This window comes from Azospirillum agricola (genome assembly GCF_017876095.1).
Taxonomy (GTDB): Bacteria; Pseudomonadota; Alphaproteobacteria; order Azospirillales; family Azospirillaceae; genus Azospirillum; species Azospirillum agricola.
The window spans coordinates 192,927-209,465 of sequence record NZ_JAGINM010000010.1; the positions used below are offsets into that span (position 1 = coordinate 192,927).

Here is a 16,539-nt window from a genome sequence, read left to right on the forward strand (position 1 = left end):
TTTCCGGGCCGCGGTACATCCCCCTGATGGCTGGTTTCGGCCGCTTCCGCCTTGCCGGAGAACACACCGGCCAGTCCCTCCATCGCCTGCTTCTTCCAGGTGTTGATCAGCGTCTGATGCACGCCGTGCTTGGCCACCAGCTGCGACACCGTCAACTCGCCTCGGATCGCCTCCAGCGCCACCTTCGCCTTGAACTCCGCCGAATACCGTTTCCGTTTTCCCGTCATCGGGTCCGTCCTTCTTCCTGGGCGAACCAAGCTTAGCGAACTGTCCGGGAAACGGGGGCCACCTTCCGCCCGATCACCCCGGCGGTGATCGGGCCGGCGTTGCTCACTTGCCGCCAGTGACATCGAGGAATGTGCCGGTGATGAAGGAAGCCTCGGCGCTTGCCAGCCATAGGATCGCCCGCGCGACCTCCTCAGGCTGACCGCCCCGTCCCATGGGGATCGAATCCTTGACGCGATCCACCCGTCCCGGCTCCCCGCCGCTCGCATGCATCTCCGTGTAGATGTGTCCGGGGCGGATGCAGTTGACGCGGATGCCATCCCGCGCGACCTCCTTGGCGAAGCCGGTCGTGAACGTCTCAAGGGCGCCCTTCGAGGCGGCGTAGTCGACATATTCGTTCGGGCTGCCGAGCCGGGCCGATGCCGATGAGATGTTGATCACCACGCCGCCCCGCCCGTTGTGGCGATAGGACATGCGCTTGACTGCCTGCTGGGCGCAGAGGATCGGGCCGATCGCGTTGACCGCGAAGATGCGCTGCATCCGCTTGAAGTCGAGATCCTCGGTCCGGGACTGCCGCGCAAGCACCGCGGCGTTGTTGACCAGGACGTCGATCCGGCCGAACTCCCGGTCGATCGCGTCGAACAATTGGACGACCTGCGCCGGATCCGCGCTGTCGGCGCGCACGGGCAGGGCCCGCCGCCCCAGGGCTTCGACATCCGCCGCCACCGCGCGGGCGGCGGACTCGTTGGCGACGTAGCTGATCGCGACATCGTAGCCCTGGGCGGCGGCAAGCCTCGCGGTCGCCGCGCCCATGCCACGCCCTCCACCCGTTATCAGAATCAGCGGCGCCCGAGGGACGGTGTTCATTGGAAGACCCCTCCTGTGGTTGCGGGAAATTCATGAGGATCCGGGAACGGCGGAATGCCGGCGGCTCATTGCCGGCCTTGGCCGATCCACCTCAACATCCGGTGCCGGGAGACGCCGGCCCGCCCGCGCGGTTGCGCGCCGGAGGCGTTCAGATGGGGCCTCAGCGTCAGGACGAGCGGAACGATCAGGGCGGCGGTCGCCGCCGAGGCCAGCACGCCGGTCGTCTGGGTGCTGTGATCGGCAATGGCGCCGTAGAGGATCGGCGCCAGGCCTCCGGAACCGATGACGCTCGTGTAGAAGACCGCGAAGGCCCGGCCCGTATCGCCGTCGGCAAGCTCCGGCACGGTGCCGTAGAGCACCGAAGAGGTGCCGTTGAGCACGACGCCGAGCAGCGGCAGCAGGATGAGCGTCGGCGTCAGCGACGTGAACAGCGTCGCCACGATCAGCAAGGCGCTGGCGGCTTCGGTCACCATGACGCTGCCGACGACACCCAGCCGCTCCCCGAGCCGGCCGCACGTCGCCTTTCCGAACGCGCCGCCGATGAACAGCACGGCCAGAGCGAGCCCGACCGTCGCCGTGTCTCCGCCCTGTCCATGGATAAGGAAGGGAAGAAAGAGCAGATAGCCCATGCGGGTCGCCGTATCGAGCGCGCCGATCGTCGTCAGAATGCCGAAGCCGCCGCGGCCTTGGCCGGAAGCCGTCCCCCTCGTGGCGGTCCTGGTGATGGGGGCAGCCGGCGCCAGCGGCATCAGGGCGACCGACAGGGCGATTCCAAGCACCGCCATCACCACCAGCACCGGTTGCCAGCCGAGAATCGGCAGCAGCAGCGCGACGAGCGCCGGCAGCGCCGCTTTTCCGAGATCGCCCGAAAAGTTGTAGATGCCGAGTGGCTGCCGCGATGCCGAGCCATAGCTGGCGGTGACGAGCATCGAGCCGCATGGGTGCTGGATGCTCGATCCGATGCCGGCCACGACGAGGCCGACGCAAAGGCCCGCAAAGCCGAACGGTGCCGCCATGATCAGCAAGCCCGTCAATGCGAGGACGGTCGACAGGATCAGCGCCGCCCGCGGCGACAGGCCGCGCAGGGCCCGCTCGGCCGGGATTTGCAGGCCTCCCATCGTCCCGGAATAGAGAGCGCGCATGATGGCGAGCGCCGCATAGGAAAGGCCGAACTGCGCCTGCCATACCGGCAGGAAGACATAGAGAGCGTCGGTATACCCGTCATGCAGCGCGTGGGCGAGGCAGGCACCGGTCAAGTTCTTCTTTTTCTGATTCCACCAATCTCTCGATTTCATCTTTGACGGTTTCCTTGGAGGCGCGACCGGCATTGCCCGGCTGGGTCCATCCCGAAGGCATGGTATACGCGTGACGTTTCATCGACCAGTGCGCTTCGAATCACGGATACCGTTCATTTTCCTCACGGATCGCGCACGCCCGCCTTCCGCCTTTGAAGGGCCTGCGCATTTTAAAAGCGGCAGCTGCGCGGCAACAGATTTCAATGATCCTTGGTCTTGATCAATCGCCTGACGCTTGTTTCTGGGGTGAGAGCTTTTCCGCCCTGCGTTGCGCGAAGTATTGCGCGGGGGTGCTTCCCAAAGCCTTCTTGAACATCGTGATGAAGGCGTTGACCGAGTCGTAGCCCAGTTCGGCGGCTACGTTCTGGACCGTCGCACCGCAGGCCAGTTCCCGAAGTGCGATGACAAGGTGAAGCTGCTGCCGCCAGCGTCCGAACGTCAGACCCGTCTCGCGGATCATCAAACGGGCCAGCGACCTTTCGCTCATCGCCACGCGCTTGGCCCATTCGGCCGATGTGCTGCGGTCGGAGGGGGTCACCGTCAAGGCATCCGCGATCGCACGGATCTTCGGATTGCTGGAGATTGGCAGGTTGAAGCGCTCACGCGGCATGTCGGCCAGTTCGTCGAGAGTCACCCTCGCAAGCCGGGCCGCATGGCCGTCCGAGGGATAGTCGGCAGGCTCGTGGGCCAGCCGGTCGACCATTTCCCGGATCAGCGGGGAGACGGACAGAGTGCAGCAGTCCTCGGGCAAGCCTGCCGCCCCTGGCTCGACGAACAGGTAGTTGAGTCGCGCATTTGGTGTCGCACGGGCGCTGTGCGGCACGCCGCCCGGAATCCAGACTCCGCAATTGGGCGGCACGATCCAGATCTCGTTGTCCGCGGTGCAGGTGACGGCGCCATGCAGCGCGAGGATCAACTGGCCCTTGCGATGCGTGTGCATCGGCACTTCCGCCTCGTGGTCCGCGAAGTCGAGCTGCCGCGCGACAGCCGGCCGATCCATGAGATCGGGGTCGAAGGCTGAGACGGCTGATCGTGAGCGGGGCATGGATTGGCAGCTTTTGGGTATTTTCTGACAGAATACCGAATTTATTTAATTTTGCAAATCGGTCACAACTGGCGGCATGACCATCGGGAACGCCGCAAACACCCTCTTGCGCAAGGCCTGCGTCGCCCTACCGCGCCCAAGCCTCACCATCCTCCGCACGCCCGCCATGAGGGCGGACGCGGACGCCATCCTCTTTTCGATGAAGAGTTTCGCCGCGGCGATGCTGGCCTACTACATCGCGTTGCGCATCGGCCTTTCCAAGCCATTCTGGGCCATTATCACCGTCTATATCGTCTCGCAGACCTCCGTCGGAGCGTCGCTCAGCCGGGGCGTCTATCGCTTCGCGGGGACAATGGCCGGTGCCGTGGCGACGGTGGCGATCGTTCCGAATTGCGTGAACGATCCGATCGCGTGCAGCGCGATCCTGGCCTGCTGGATCGGTCTGTGCCTGTTTTTCTCGCTGCTTGATCGCACGCCGCGAGCCTACGCTTTCGTTCTCGCGGGCTATACGGCGAGCCTGATTGGTTTTCCCAGTGTCCTCGATCCAGGCGCGGTCTTTGAAACGGCTTCGGTGCGGGTCCAGGAGATATCCATCGGGATTCTTTGCGCCATCCTGATGCACCGCTACGTCGTGCCCAAGCGCATGACGGGTCAGTTCACCGGCAAGCTGTCGGCAACGCTGCGGGACGCGCGGCGGCTGGCGGTGGATGTGCTCAACGGAACACCGGGGGAGAACCGCCGGGACCGCAACCAGCTTGCGGCGGACCTTCTTGTTCTGCAAGGGCTTGCGATTCATCTGCCGTATGACGCGGCCCCCGTGACGCCGCGTCGTGAAACGCTGCAACTGGTCCATGACCGGCTTGCGCGACTGCTTCCACTCGCGACGGAGATCGAGGACCGGATCCATGCCCTTGGCGCCGGGGCCGACGGCGCGCCCGATGAACTGGGCGCATTGCTCGGTGACGTCGAAGCATGGATCGCAACCGCCGGGACGGCCGAGCGGAATGGCTCCGCGGCCCACCTGATCGGCCGCGCCCGGGCGATCCGGAAACGTTTCGGCGCAGACGCCGCCACGCCTGGCGACAGGCTGGCCGCCAACCTCGCCGGACATCTGGCGGAGATGATCGGCCTGCTCCAGGACTGCGACAGGCTCGTACGAACCATCGGGACTGTCGACCGCCCGCGCGAGGCGGCGTCGCTTCATGGACCGCTGCGTGCGAAGGGCTACGTCTATCACCGCGATCCCTGGATGGCGGCGCGGGCCGCCATGGGCGCCATCGTCGGCATTCTCATCGGTTGCGCCTTCTGGATCGGGTCGGCCTGGCCGGAGGGCGGGACGGCCGTCTCCATTCTCGGCGTATGCTGCACGCTGTTCGCGAACGCCGACACGCCGGCGCCCAACGTCGTCAGGTATATGGTCGGCTCGATCTATGGGGTGGCGATCAGCCTCGCCTACAGCTACATCATCCTTCCCCAGATCACGAGCTTCCCCGTTCTCGTCGCGGTTCTCGCCCCGGCGTTTCTGTTCGCCGGTTCCTTGCAGGCACGGCTCCCGACGACATTCCGGGCGCTCGGCATCACCCTCACAATTCCGATCCTCTCGGGTCTGGGCACCAGCTACACCGGCGATTTCGCCGCGTCCCTCAACATGGTGATCGCGCTCTTTGCGGCGGTCGGATTCGGGGCGCTGAGCATGTCCCTGTTCCAGACCGTGCCGGTCGACACGGCGATCAACCGGCTGCTTCACCTAAGTCGGCGGGATGTCGGACGCCGCGCCCTGGGTGCCGCGCCCAACGAAGCGCATTGGACGAGCCTCATGATCGATCGGACGGCGCTGCTGCTTCCAAGATTGCGGGTGTCCGGGAAAGCCTATTCGGACGTCCTTGACGACACGCTGCACCATCTTCGCATCGGTCACGCCGTAGGCCAGCTCCGCAAGGCGGTCCCACGGATCCAAGGCGATGTTGGCGACAAGGTGACGGAACTGCTTTTGGCGATCGCCGCACGCTTCGGCACCGGAGACCGGACCGGTTCCGTCGATCGCATCGATCTTGTCCGGCGCATCGAGGCGCTGGCGGCCCTGATCGCCGACGGCCCGATCAAGGACCGTTTGCCGATGCTCGACCTGCTCATCGACCTTCGATTCGCGCTCGGTTCCAGTGGAACGGCAGAGGGGGAACGCGGCCCATGATCGTCGATCTCAGCGTTGGGGGCGTCCTAATCCCCGGTCTGGTGGTGCTCGCCCTCGCCGCCCTGGTCGCCACCATGGCGGTGGTCCGCCTCCTCGCCGTCACCGGCATCCACCGCCTGTTCGCTCATCGGGCGCTCGTCGAGCTTGCCGTCTTCGTCCTTCTTTACGGTCTGCTCGTGCGGTGCCTGCCCTCCGTTGGAACATTGCCATGAAGTCTGTTCTGTCCCTTCTCAGCCGCTACGCCCTGACCCTGGGCCTCGTGGCCGCCTCCGCTTTTGTCGCGCTGGAGGCGTGGAACCGTCATGAGCGGACGCCCTGGACCCGCGACGGGCGCGTGAGCGTGGATGTCGTGCAGATCGCACCGGAAGTCTCCGGCACCGTAAGCGCCGTGTCCGTTGTCGATAATCAGCATGTCCGCCGGGGCGACATTCTCTACGTGATCGACCCTGAGCGGCTCCGGCTTGCCGTGGCGCTGGCGGAGGCCGACGTCGAAGCCAAACGACAGGATATGCTCGTTCGGCAAGCGACGGCGCGGCGGCACAGCCAATTGCGGGATGTCCTGTCCCGGGAGGCCGTGCAGCAGTCGGGCGGAGCGGCCACGGTGGCCGGGGCCGCCTATCAGGCGGCGGTGGCGGCTCTCGATCTCGCCAAACTCAACCTCGCGCGCTCCACCCTCCGCTCGCCGGTCGATGGCTATGTCACCAATCTGAGGCTGCGGCCCGGTGACTATGCCACGGCCGGCGTGACGAAGGTCGCCGTTCTCGACGCGGCCAGCTTCTGGATCACCGGCTATTTCGAGGAGACGAAGATCCGGCAGATCCGCGTCGGCAGCCCGGCGGAGATCATGCTGATGGGCTTCGATCAGCCCGTGTCGGGCCATGTCGAAAGCATCGGCCGCGGTATCGAGAACAGCAACGACACGCCGGGTCATCTCGGCCTGCCGACTGTGGCGGCGACATTCTCCTGGGTGCGGCTTGCCCAGCGCATCCCGGTCCGCATCCGCATCGATCGGGTGCCCCCCGAGATCGAGCTGGCGGCGGGCATGACAGCGACCGTCGAGATCATCCCCGGGGACTCCGAAACGGCCACGGGTGCTCATTGGCAACGCGCCTCTCATGCCGGATCGTAACGCCCCGCTCGGCACGGATTGACGGTCCTTCAACCCGCCCCCTTGCCAAGCTTGCGGCCATCGAGGATGCCGCGCTGCTCCTGGCCGACGCCGACGCCTTCGGCGGAATGGCCGCGCCCCTCATGGGGTTCAAGCGGGGCCGCAAGAGCTTCGTCAGACCTGCGGCAACGCCGGTGAGGGAGCCGGCGCCCCCCGCGACCTCCGTTGCGGCGCGCGCCGGCGGAAGCGCCTCAGAAGGCCAGCAGCGTCCGGGCCAGCACCACATGCGTCCGGTCGTCGGGTGACCCCGTGACGGCCGTCACGGCCTTGTCGCTCGTGGTGTCGAAGAAATCGTATTGGAGCTGCACCCTCAGCCCCGGCGCCACGGTGTAGCCGGCGCCCACCTCGTACACGTCGGCGGTCCGCTTGCCGGGCCGGTTCACCTGCCCCGGATCCTCGGTCCGAATGTAGGCCGCCCCCAGGACATAGGGGCCGCTGGCGTATTGCGCGCCGACCTGCCAGGTCCATGCATCGTCGAGGTGGGCGTAGCGCGCGTTTTGCCCGCTCCTGCCATAGTTCAGGTAATCGCCGCCGAGCGAGAAGCCCTCATACTCGAAGCGGAAGCCGCCGATGTGGCCCCGGAGGTTGCGGAAGGAGTCGGCGGCGGCCCCGCTGTCGCTCGCCCTGCCCCCCATGAAGGCGGCCGACAGCGTCGCCTTGACCGGGCCGAGGGCGGTCTTGTAGTTCGCGCCGACCTCGACGATGTCTTGGAAGTTCCCCGTGAACTGCGCCGCCGCGGTCGAGCCGGTCTTGCCGCGGTTGATGTCTGTGTTCGAACTGTCGTTGCGCGGCGTGTAGCTGGCGCCGACCTGCAATCCGGCGAAGCGCGGGGAGGCGTATAGGATTTTCGTGGCGCCGGCGTCGGCGTTCAGCCACGGCCACATCAGGCTCGCCGGAGGCTGCAACGCGTCGCCGACGCCGCCGCGGAAATCGCCGCCGGTGTAGCGTCCGGTGGCCGGATCCGTTCCCTGGGCGCCGCCGGCCGGTCCGACCCAGGCCGCCGCGTGGTCGTACAGGCCGAAAGGCAGGTAGGCGATGGGCCGGCCGGTGCCGTTGGCCAGGTGGGAGATCTCGCCGTCGAATCCCGGCGTGACCCCCAGCCGCACCGTGCCGAAAGCCCCCGAGGCGAAGAGGTAGCTGCGGTCGACATCGACCGCCCGGCTGGCAAGCGCGCTGCGCAGACGCAGGTAGGCGCCATACTCCAGGCCGTTGTCCGCCTTGGCCAGCGGAACGATGGTCAACCGGAAGCGGTTGCGGGCTTCGGTGGACCGCAAATTCGTGTCGTTGGACTGCGACACCAGGCCCATCTCAAAGTAGGCGTCGCCGCCCAGCCGTATGTCGAAGCGGCTTTGCGCCAGAGCCGGACTCGTCAGGCACAGGGCCATGGCGCCGCACAGAACAATCGCGTGCGTCTGTTTCATGAAGGAATTCCATTGATGAAGGGGGCCGGGATCCGCGGCATCCGGCGCGCGCGTGGATGGCCGGCTCGGCCATGGCGCTGTCGCGGCTCACACAGGCGGTTCGCTCAGGGCGACAGTTCCTCCAGCACCCGGCCCCTGGTCTCGATCGCGAAGAGAGCCGTCACCACCGCGCCCACAAGCAGCACCACGGCGAAGGTCGCGAACACATACTGCACGCCGGCCGAGCCCATCAGCAGACCGACCAGGATCGGGCCGGTGGAGGAGCCGAGGCGCAGCCAGGCGCTGCCGAGCCCGGTGCCGAGCGCCCTCATGCGGGTGGGATACAGCTCGGCCGAGTAGAGGTAGAGCGAGAAGGTGATCGTCTGCACGATCGCGTAGGCCAGCCCCGCGAGCACCAGCACCTCCATCGGCGAGGTGGCGCCGAGGAACGCGAGCGCCAGAAGCGGCAGCGGCGCCACGAGGAAGGCGGTCATGTACCAGCGCTTGCGCCCGACCTTGTCGATGAGCAGCGCGCAGCCGACCGAGGCGACGACGCCGGCGACCGAGGTGAGCAATCCATACAGCAGGCTCGTCTCGAGCGGCAGGTTGAAGGTCTGCCGGTAAAGCGTCGGCAACCAGGTGATCATGCCGTTCGCGACGAGATAGGAACAGAACCACATCGCCCAGATCGTGAAGGTGCGGCGCCGGTAGAAGCCGGAAAACAGCTCGCGCCAATCGGAATTGGCCTTCACACGCGTGGCGACAGGCTTTGGCTCCTCCAACCGATGGCCCGAGGCGGTGGCGCTCCGCTCAAGTTGGCTGACGATGCGGTCGGCCTCCTCGTAGCGCCCCTTGGAGGCCAGCCAGCGCGGCGACTCCTTCATGAAGAAGCGGAGCGGGATCAGGATGGCGGCCGGAACGAGGCCGACGAGGAACATCGCCTGCCATCCATAGACCGGCACCAGCGCCCGCGCGATCAGGCCGGCGCCGACGAGACCAAACAGGAACATCACCTCGTAGAGCAGGAAGAAGCGGCCGCGCCCCTTCGATCCGATGTACTCGTTGATGTAGGCGCTGGCGACCGGCACCTCGCCGCCGGTGCCGATGCCCTGGATGAAGCGGAACATCATCATGGAGGCCGCACCCCAGGCGAACAGGCAGGCGACGTCCATGCTCACGAACAGCAGGATGGTGAACAGGAGAACGCTCAGGCGGCCGATGCGCTCGGCCAGCCAGCCGAAGAAGACCGCGCCGATGAGCTGTCCCAGATAACCCATCGACAGGATCAGGCCGGTCTGTTCCGGGCTCAGTCCCCATTCACGAACAAGCACCGGCATCGCGTAGGCGATGGCGATGACCGTGTAGCCGTCGAAGAAGGTGGCGGCTCCGATGATGTTGCGGGTCCAGAAGACCCGCCGGGTGATCGGAAGCCGTTCAAGCCGGGCGCTGATGTCGGCCTGGCCATCGAAGCGGTCGGGCGCGGCGTCGCGCGCGGTGGTGGCAACATCCTCGGTTGTCTGCACGAGCATGGCGTTTCCTCTCAAGCCTGATCGGTATTTTTTTATTGCCGGCCGCCTGTGGCGGACGGAGACCCTCCCGGAATTGGTTCCGCGCCGGCAGCCCTGGTCAAGTCAGGACCGCCGGCGACCGGATCGCGGAAGGGAGAGGCCGCCCCGCGGGCGGCCTTGGCATCAGGCCGCGAGAGCGTTCTGGATCACGGTCAGGCCGGACGCCTTCACCGCGGCGCGGATTTCCTCGTCGGCGCCATCGCCCAGCGGCTTCAGGGGCTCGCGGACGTTGACGTTGTCGATGAGGCCGCGCGCCCGCAGGGCGTGCTTCAGCGCGACCGACCCTTCCATGTGCGAGCCGCGGTGGTAGACCGCGCGGGTGATCGGCAGGAGCTGCTCGTGATACTTGCGGGCGAGCGGGTAGTCCTGCGCCTTGCCGGCCGCCAGATACTCGATCAGCAGCTCGGGCGCCATGTTGCCGTAGCCGACGAGCAGCCCGTCGACGTCGAACATCGTCGGCAGCAGCCATTCGTCATGGCAGGACATGATGGCGAGGTCGGGGAACGCGTTCTTCAGCGCCGGGATCTCGTTGTACCAACGCTTCATGTCGCGCACGCCGTTCTTGGTGGCGGTGACGCCCGGCACGGCGGCGATCTGAAGCTGGGTGTCGAGGTCGTAGTTGGCCTTGGTCACGGCCGGGTACTGGAACAGGATGCACTCGAGACCGGACTGGGCGACGGCCTTGTAACGGTCGACGGGGGCTCCCTTCTGGTAGCCGAAGCGCAGCCAGCCGTGGTTCGGGTAGACCAGGGCGCCGGTCGCGCCGGCCTCGAACTTCTCCTTCGCCTCGAGTTCGGCGACCTTGGTGCCTTCGCCGGTGATGCCGGCGACGACCGGCAGCGGCGTCGCATCCTTGTAGACGCGGATCAGTTCGAGCTGCTCGTCGTGGGTGAGGAAGGTGCCCTCGCCGGCGTGCCCGAGGATGACCAGGCTTTTCACGCCGGGAATGGAGGCCAGCCACTTGGCAAGACGGGCGTTGCCGTCGAAATCGACGTCGCCATTGTCCTTGAACAGCGTAACGGGCGCGGGGTTCAGCCCCTTCCAATCAATGGCCATGGTTGCGATGCCTTCCCTAAGGATTTGTGTCTGCGTGGGGAGCGCTCCCGGTGGCGACGCTGGCTTGCCCCCTGGATCGAAGGGCATGGATCGTTACCGGGAACGTTCCCATCGTATGACTTGAACAATTTGGGTGTCAAGCGTTATCTTGGTCGCCGATGACAATCCACGAGGGACCCGGTGTGTTCACCAGCGACGAGCCACAAGAGAAGCAAAGCCGCGTGACGCTGCACGACGTCGCCGCCGCGTCGGGGGTGTCGAAGTCGACGGTGTCGCGGATTCTCGACGAGCGCCTGCCGCGATCCGACAACGAGACGGCCCGTCGCGTCCGGCAGGTCGCGGCGGAGCTCGGCTATGTGCGCGACGTCTCGGCGGCCAGCCTGCGCCGCGGCAACACCAGCACGATCGGCGTCATCGTCCCGCGGCTGACCGACACGGTCATGGCGATGCTCTACGAGGCCTTGGCGCACGCCTGCGCGCGGACGGGACGATTCGCCATCGTCGCCACGACCGATGACGAGCCGCAAGCGGACCGCGCCGCGGCCCAGAGCCTCCTGCAACGGGGCGTGGACGGGCTGGTGCTGTCGACCGCACGCGAGGATGACGATTTTCCCATCCAGCTGGAGGCCCGCGGCGTCCCCTATGTCCTGGCGCTGCGCAGCGACGGCCGCAGCATGTCGTCGGTCGGGGATGACAAGCTTGGAGGATATCTGGCCACCCGGCACCTTCTCGATCTCGGTCATCGCCGCATCGGCATCATCGCGGGGCCCGGCTACGCCTCGAGCAGCCGCGGCCGGCTTGCCGGGTACCGATCGGCGATGGACGAGGCCGGGGTGCCGATCGATCCGGCCTGGATCGTCGAGTCGACCTTCGGGATCGATTCCGGCGCCGAGGCCGCCGAACGCCTGATGAGCGGTCCGACGCGGCCGACCGCCATCTTCGCCATGAACGACAACACGGCGATCGGTGCGCTGTCGGCGTTGGTCAAGCTTGGCCTGTCGGTCCCCGACGACGTGTCCTTGGTCGGCTACAACGACGTTCCCATCGTCAGCCGGCTGTCGGTGCCCCTGACGTCCGTCCGCGTGCCCTTCGACCGGATCGCGGCGGAGGCCCTGGATTTGCTGTCCCGCGGCGCCACCTCGGTCAACGACCGCATCCGGGTGGCTCCGCCGACGCTGATTCCCCGCGCCTCGACGTCGGCGTGCCGATCAGCCGTTCGACAGGCGAAGTCTCAATGAACGCCCTTTATTGGGCTTGACGTCCTGGGGCGGGCTGCACTCCGCACATCCTGGGATTGCTGTCCCGGTCGGGAGGCGGATCACAGGGCCGGCAATGGCGCGGCGGAGATGGGGATTGCAGCGCGTGGCAGGCGGCTGTGAAACGGGGTAGGGTCCCGGCGCCGATCGCCACAGGACTCGTTGACGGCAACGAAAATTGCGGGGTCCCGGCCGCGCGCTGTTTCAAACATCGGAACCTGCCTCTCATGCTCATGCCGTTTTCAACGCCTTCCATGTCCGACGAGGTTCGCGCCGCTGGGGAAGGCGGGGTGGTTGCGGTCGTGCTTCCCCGGGCCGAAGCGGATCCGCACGGCACCTTGCGGCTTGCCTCCGCGAATTATCGGGCGGCGATCGAGGCGATCGGCTTTCGGTCTCTGCTCGTGGATCTCGACCGCTTCGGCCCGGCGGAGTTTAAGGAACTGCGCGCGATCCGGCTTCACGCGGTGTTCAGCGACGGCGGCTGGGTGAACAGCGTGAGGATCGAGGATCGCGACGGTGTAAAGCCGCTGTCCGAGCGGCTTGACGCGCCGGTGGTCGCCCTGATCAACGACAACCCATGCAGTCCCTGGATGCCTCTGGTGATCGGGCGGGATTCCCCCACCCAGACCACGGCCTTTCTCGATTCCGATTTCTCAAGGCTGTGGCAACGCTGGGCACCGAAATGCGGATCGCATCGGGTCTATGTCCCCGCCTGCCCGCCCATGCCCGATCCTCCGTCGGAAGCGGGGCGGGACATCGCGGTCCTGACGGCGGTGACCTTTCGCCCCCCCGAGGAATTCCGCGGCTTTGCACACGACCGTTGTCCCGACCGATCGACCAACCGTCTGTACGACGCCATCGTCGAAACCGGTCTGTCTGAAACGCTGTCTCCCTACAGCGCGGTGTGCGACGCGGTGTGCAGCGCCCTGGGCATCCCGCTGGATTTCGAAAGACCGGAGCACCGCCTTCTGCTTTGCCTTGCCGACCACCACATCCGCAACGAGCGTCGCCGCCGGATGATCGACCGGCTGGCCGACCGTCCGATCACCCTGGTCGGCAGCGCGAACGGGCTGCGGCTGCATCCCGACAGCCAAGTGCTGCCGGCGGTCTCGCATGCGGAACTGATGATGCTCTACCGCCGAGCCCGCATCGTGGTGGCCTGCCCGCCCTATTCCGGCGGCGTTTCCGAGCGGATGACCCATCCGATGGCGGCCGGGGCGGTGGTCGTGGCGCCGCCCACGATCCTGAGCGACCGCCTGTTCGGGCGCGACCGGGTGTTCGTTACGATCGCGGCCGACTTCGCCGATCTTTCGGATGGCTTGGCGCGCGCGGACGATCCGGTCATCCGCCGCCGCATCCTCGCGGCGGCTCGGGCGGAGGTGGTGGAGCGCTTCACGCCCGAGGCGACGATGCGCAGCCTGCTCCCCGGCCTCGGTACGGCGACCGCCATGGGGGAGTGCGACTGATGGCTTGCCTGCTCATCACCAGCGCGGGCAGCCTGGTCGCCGACGCCATCCTGCGTTGCCTGGACCGTCTTCGGCCCGGCTTGACCATCGTCGGCGTGAACAGCGTCGCCGCCCCGACCGCCTTCGGCTGCGACCGGCTGTACCGGGTGCCGACCACCGCCGACCGGGACGAATACGAGGCGGCGTTGCGCGCGGTGCTGGAGCGGGAAACGCCCGATCTCGCGCTCGCCGGCCGGGATGAGGACATTCCGGCGTTGGCCGCCGTCGCCGCGTCCTTTCCCCGCACAGCCATGCCATTGCCGCCGCCCGGCCTCGCCCCCGTCTTCGCGGACAAGGCGCGGAGCCATGGCTTCGCCGTCCGGCATGGGCTTCCCTTCGCCCCGACCGCGCTGGGCGGAGATGCGGCCCGCGCGATGGCCCGCGCGCACGGTTTCCCGTTGATCGCCAAGCCACGCAGCGGCGCCGGCAGCCAGGGCGTGCTGCTGCTGCGCGCCATGGCGGAGCTGGAACGGGTGGCGGACGATGCCCGGTTGATCGTCCAGCCCTTTCTGGATCCGCAGGGCATCGGCGGAGCCTGGGAGGCCGCACTGCAACCGGATGCCATGCCCTGGTCCCATGGGCTGACCGATCTGGAAACCACCGTCGAGCTGGTGGTCGGGCCGGATGGGCGGGTGGTGGCGTCCTGCTGCGACCAGGGCGTCACCGCGCCGCCGCTGCGCCGTGCGGTGCGGCTGATCGAGGATGGGGCGGTGGTCGAGGTCGGATTGGCCTGGGCCGAGGCGCTGGCGGCGGCCGGGCATCGCGGGCCGCTCAACATCCAGGGCAAGCGTCTGGCCGATGGGCGCTTCGTGCCCTACGAGATCGGCGCAAGGTTCGGCGGCACGACGGTCGCGCGGGCGCTGCTGGGCCGAAATCTGGTGCGGGCCCTCGTATCGTCCTGGTTGGGTTGGCCATCGGAGCCGGATGAGGCGCCCCGCCCCGTGTCGATCACCGGACTGGGCCTTTCCCGCCTGTCCTTGCCCCAGCACTGGCGCCGCCGCTTCGAGGAGGCCGGCGAATGGGAGGCCCCGGCCGATCGCTCGGGCCGCTTGGCAAGGCCCGCCCTGTGGCCACGGGATGAAGATGAGGCCGGGGCGGCGCCGGCGGGCGCTCTGCCGGCGTCTCTGGGCGGTGCGGCACCGGACCGCATGGCGCTGGCCCGGCATGCCGTGCGCCATGATCTGCCCTTCGTTCCAACCGTCGCGTCGCCGGAAGGCGTGCGGACCTTTGCTGAGGCTCCGTTGCCGCTCCTGGTGGTCAAGCCGCGGCAGGGCGACGGCCCGGTCCGTCTGCTCGCGCCACGCGAGGCGATGGCGGCGATGGAGACCGATGGCTTGATCGCCCAGCCGGCGCTTGGGGCTGCGGCTTTGGCCGAAGCGCGCGCGCTCTGGGCGGCGCTCCCCGGTCTGCCCTGGCTCTGGTCGGCAAGCGACCGGGTCGGGGTGGTTGAAGGAGAGGTCGGTGGCGACGGTTTGGTGACGAACATCCGCAGCGCGCTGTGCGAGCAGCGGGGCGGCACGCCCTTGGCGCTGCACCGTTTGGACGATGCGCCGGAATGCGCGGCGATGACGGAGGCGCTGCGCTGCTGGGGAGCGTCGCTGGCGCCGCTCGATCATCGCGGACCGCTGCGGCTGACCGGATCGTGGGACGCGGCCGGGCGCTGGCTGCCCTTCTCGGCGAGCGGGAGCCCGCTCGGCCTGCCGGCCGCCGACAGCGCCGGGGGCATGGAGGTCCGTATGCTCCGTCCGATGCCGGGCTGAGGCCCTTTTCCCGCCCTCAGCCCGGCAGGACGCCCCGCAGCGTGTCGGCCGCCGCGTCGACGTCGGCGTCCGCCAACCCCTCGTGGAAAGGCAGCCCCAGGACCGAATCCGCCAGCGCCTCGGTGATCGGAAGGGGCTGGCGGGGAAAGGCGGCGAAAGCCGGCTGGCGATGGCAGCCGGCGTGCCACCAGCGGCGCGTCGCGATCCCTTGCGCGGCCAGCCGCTGCCCGGTCTCCACCGCCACGCGGCTTGGCAACCGCACCATCAGAGTGGACGACACTCCCTCCGGCGCCCAGAGCGACAGGCCGGTTTCGCCCTTCAGTCGCGCGGCGTAGCGGGCGTGCAGGCGTTCCAGCGTGGCACGCCGCTCCGACCAGATTTCCAGGGCGGCGAGGCCGATGGCGGCCCCATATTCGCTGAGCTTCGCGTTCATGCCCGCCTGACGGATAACCCGCTCGTCCGACAGACCGAGCTGGACCAGATCGCGGATGCGCGCCGCCTGCACGGCGTCCCGGGCGATCACCACGCCTCCCTCGCCGATGCCCAGCACTTTGGTGGCATGCAAGCTCACCACCGCGTCCACCGGCCCGCCGCGCAGGCGGTCGAAGCCGCTGGCCGCATCGATGGTCACCGGCAGGCCGAAACGGTCGGAAAAGGCACGCCACGGCTCCGCCTCCACCACCGCGCCGAAGGGGGCGGTCACCATCACATGGGACACGCGCGCGCCCAGCGTGGGGTTGCCGCGCAGGCTGTCGGCCACCATCTCCGGCGACAGCCGCCAATCATCCTCCGCCACCTCGTGGAACCAGGGCGTCAGCCCGGCGCGCAGCACCGCGACCGCCGTCGCCTCATGGGTCCAGGAGGGCAGGATGCAGAGCGGTCTGCCATTGCGCCCGGCATCCTCCGACCCGCCGGCCAGCAGGCTGGCGCTGAGGCCCGCGGTGGCGTTCGCCACCCCGACCACGCGGTCGGGCGTGACGGCGAAATGATCCGCCAGCGCCCGTTCGAAGCGGGCCAGCAGTGGGCCGCGGTTGGTGTACCACTGGTTGGCGTCGATCGAACGGAGATAGGGGAGAAGCCGGTCGGCGGTCGGAAGCCTGGGCCGAAAGACCGTCAGAAGCGCCCTCTTCGAGCGGTCGGTCGAAACGGCGCATGGTGGGGATGACATGTCGATCGGCACAGTGAAAACCATCCATATGGGGG

13 protein-coding genes and 1 pseudogene are annotated in these 16,539 nt (G+C 67.8%); 6 read left to right on the plus strand and 8 right to left on the minus strand.

Translation table 11 applies throughout. The annotated features are described in order from the left end of the window. Nucleotides 1-8: 8 nt before the first annotated feature. From J2847_RS16830 to J2847_RS16845, 4 genes and pseudogenes are all read right to left on the minus strand, one after another. A pseudogene (locus J2847_RS16830) lies at nt 9-227 on the minus strand (transposase); the annotation flags it as partial. A 103-nt stretch (nt 228-330) separates the two neighbouring features. Further along, nucleotides 331-1,092, minus strand: coding sequence for an SDR family oxidoreductase (locus J2847_RS16835; protein ID WP_209780065.1), 762 nt, complete (start codon nt 1,090-1,092; stop codon nt 331-333). Nucleotides 1,093-1,157: 65 nt separating this feature from the next. Then, entirely contained in the window at nt 1,158-2,387 is a 1,230-nt protein-coding gene (locus J2847_RS16840; protein WP_209780066.1) for an MFS transporter, read from the minus strand. A gap of 220 nt (nt 2,388-2,607) precedes the next feature. Further along, on the minus strand, nt 2,608-3,432 hold the full coding sequence (locus tag J2847_RS16845) for an AraC family transcriptional regulator (protein WP_209780067.1): 825 nt from the start codon (nt 3,430-3,432) through the stop codon (nt 2,608-2,610). Between the two features lie 76 nt (nt 3,433-3,508). Here J2847_RS16845 and J2847_RS16850 point away from each other — a divergent pair, with 76 nt between their 5' ends. The 3 genes from J2847_RS16850 to J2847_RS16860 are packed head-to-tail and all read left to right on the plus strand — an operon-like array spanning nt 3,509 to nt 6,752. Then, nucleotides 3,509-5,623, plus strand: coding sequence for an FUSC family protein (locus tag J2847_RS16850; RefSeq protein WP_209780068.1), 2,115 nt, complete (start codon nt 3,509-3,511; stop codon nt 5,621-5,623). After that, nucleotides 5,620-5,835 (plus strand): DUF1656 domain-containing protein, encoded by a 216-nt coding sequence (locus J2847_RS16855; RefSeq protein ID WP_209780069.1) that lies wholly within the window; start codon nt 5,620-5,622, stop codon nt 5,833-5,835. Before J2847_RS16850 ends, J2847_RS16855 begins: the two co-directional genes overlap by 4 nt. Then, the gene (locus tag J2847_RS16860; RefSeq protein ID WP_209780070.1) at nt 5,832-6,752 is read left to right on the plus strand and encodes an efflux RND transporter periplasmic adaptor subunit; all 921 of its coding nucleotides are present in this window, start codon (nt 5,832-5,834) and stop codon (nt 6,750-6,752) included. Before J2847_RS16855 ends, J2847_RS16860 begins: the two co-directional genes overlap by 4 nt. Nucleotides 6,753-6,982: 230 nt before the next feature. Here the strand turns inward: J2847_RS16860 and J2847_RS16865 are convergent, their stop codons facing one another. The 3 genes from J2847_RS16865 to J2847_RS16875 all read right to left on the minus strand — a co-directional run bounded on the left by J2847_RS16865 (nt 6,983) and on the right by J2847_RS16875 (nt 10,815). Beyond that, on the minus strand, nt 6,983-8,212 hold the full coding sequence (locus J2847_RS16865; RefSeq protein WP_209780071.1) for a porin: 1,230 nt from the start codon (nt 8,210-8,212) through the stop codon (nt 6,983-6,985). 104 nt (nt 8,213-8,316) lie between these two features. After that, nucleotides 8,317-9,720 carry an MFS transporter gene (locus J2847_RS16870; RefSeq protein WP_085557806.1) on the minus strand — a complete coding sequence of 468 codons (1,404 nt, stop codon included), beginning with the start codon at nt 9,718-9,720 and terminating at the stop codon, nt 8,317-8,319. Between the two features lie 162 nt (nt 9,721-9,882). Beyond that, nucleotides 9,883-10,815, minus strand: coding sequence for a dihydrodipicolinate synthase family protein (locus tag J2847_RS16875; RefSeq protein ID WP_109083981.1), 933 nt, complete (start codon nt 10,813-10,815; stop codon nt 9,883-9,885). A 182-nt stretch (nt 10,816-10,997) separates the two neighbouring features. Here J2847_RS16875 and J2847_RS16880 point away from each other — a divergent pair, with 182 nt between their 5' ends. From J2847_RS16880 to J2847_RS16890, 3 genes are all read left to right on the plus strand, one after another. Then, nucleotides 10,998-12,053 carry a LacI family DNA-binding transcriptional regulator gene (locus J2847_RS16880; RefSeq protein WP_325169431.1) on the plus strand — a complete coding sequence of 352 codons (1,056 nt, stop codon included), beginning with the start codon at nt 10,998-11,000 and terminating at the stop codon, nt 12,051-12,053. A gap of 245 nt (nt 12,054-12,298) precedes the next feature. Next, the gene (locus J2847_RS16885; protein ID WP_209780073.1) at nt 12,299-13,537 is read left to right on the plus strand and encodes a glycosyltransferase family protein; all 1,239 of its coding nucleotides are present in this window, start codon (nt 12,299-12,301) and stop codon (nt 13,535-13,537) included. Beyond that, entirely contained in the window at nt 13,537-15,336 is a 1,800-nt protein-coding gene (locus J2847_RS16890; RefSeq protein WP_209780074.1) for an ATP-grasp domain-containing protein, read from the plus strand. Before J2847_RS16885 ends, J2847_RS16890 begins: the two co-directional genes overlap by 1 nt. Before the next feature lie 16 nt (nt 15,337-15,352). Here the strand turns inward: J2847_RS16890 and J2847_RS16895 are convergent, their stop codons facing one another. Then, entirely contained in the window at nt 15,353-16,504 is a 1,152-nt protein-coding gene (locus tag J2847_RS16895; RefSeq protein ID WP_209780075.1) for a DegT/DnrJ/EryC1/StrS family aminotransferase, read from the minus strand. Between the last annotated feature and the right edge of the window lie 35 nt (nt 16,505-16,539).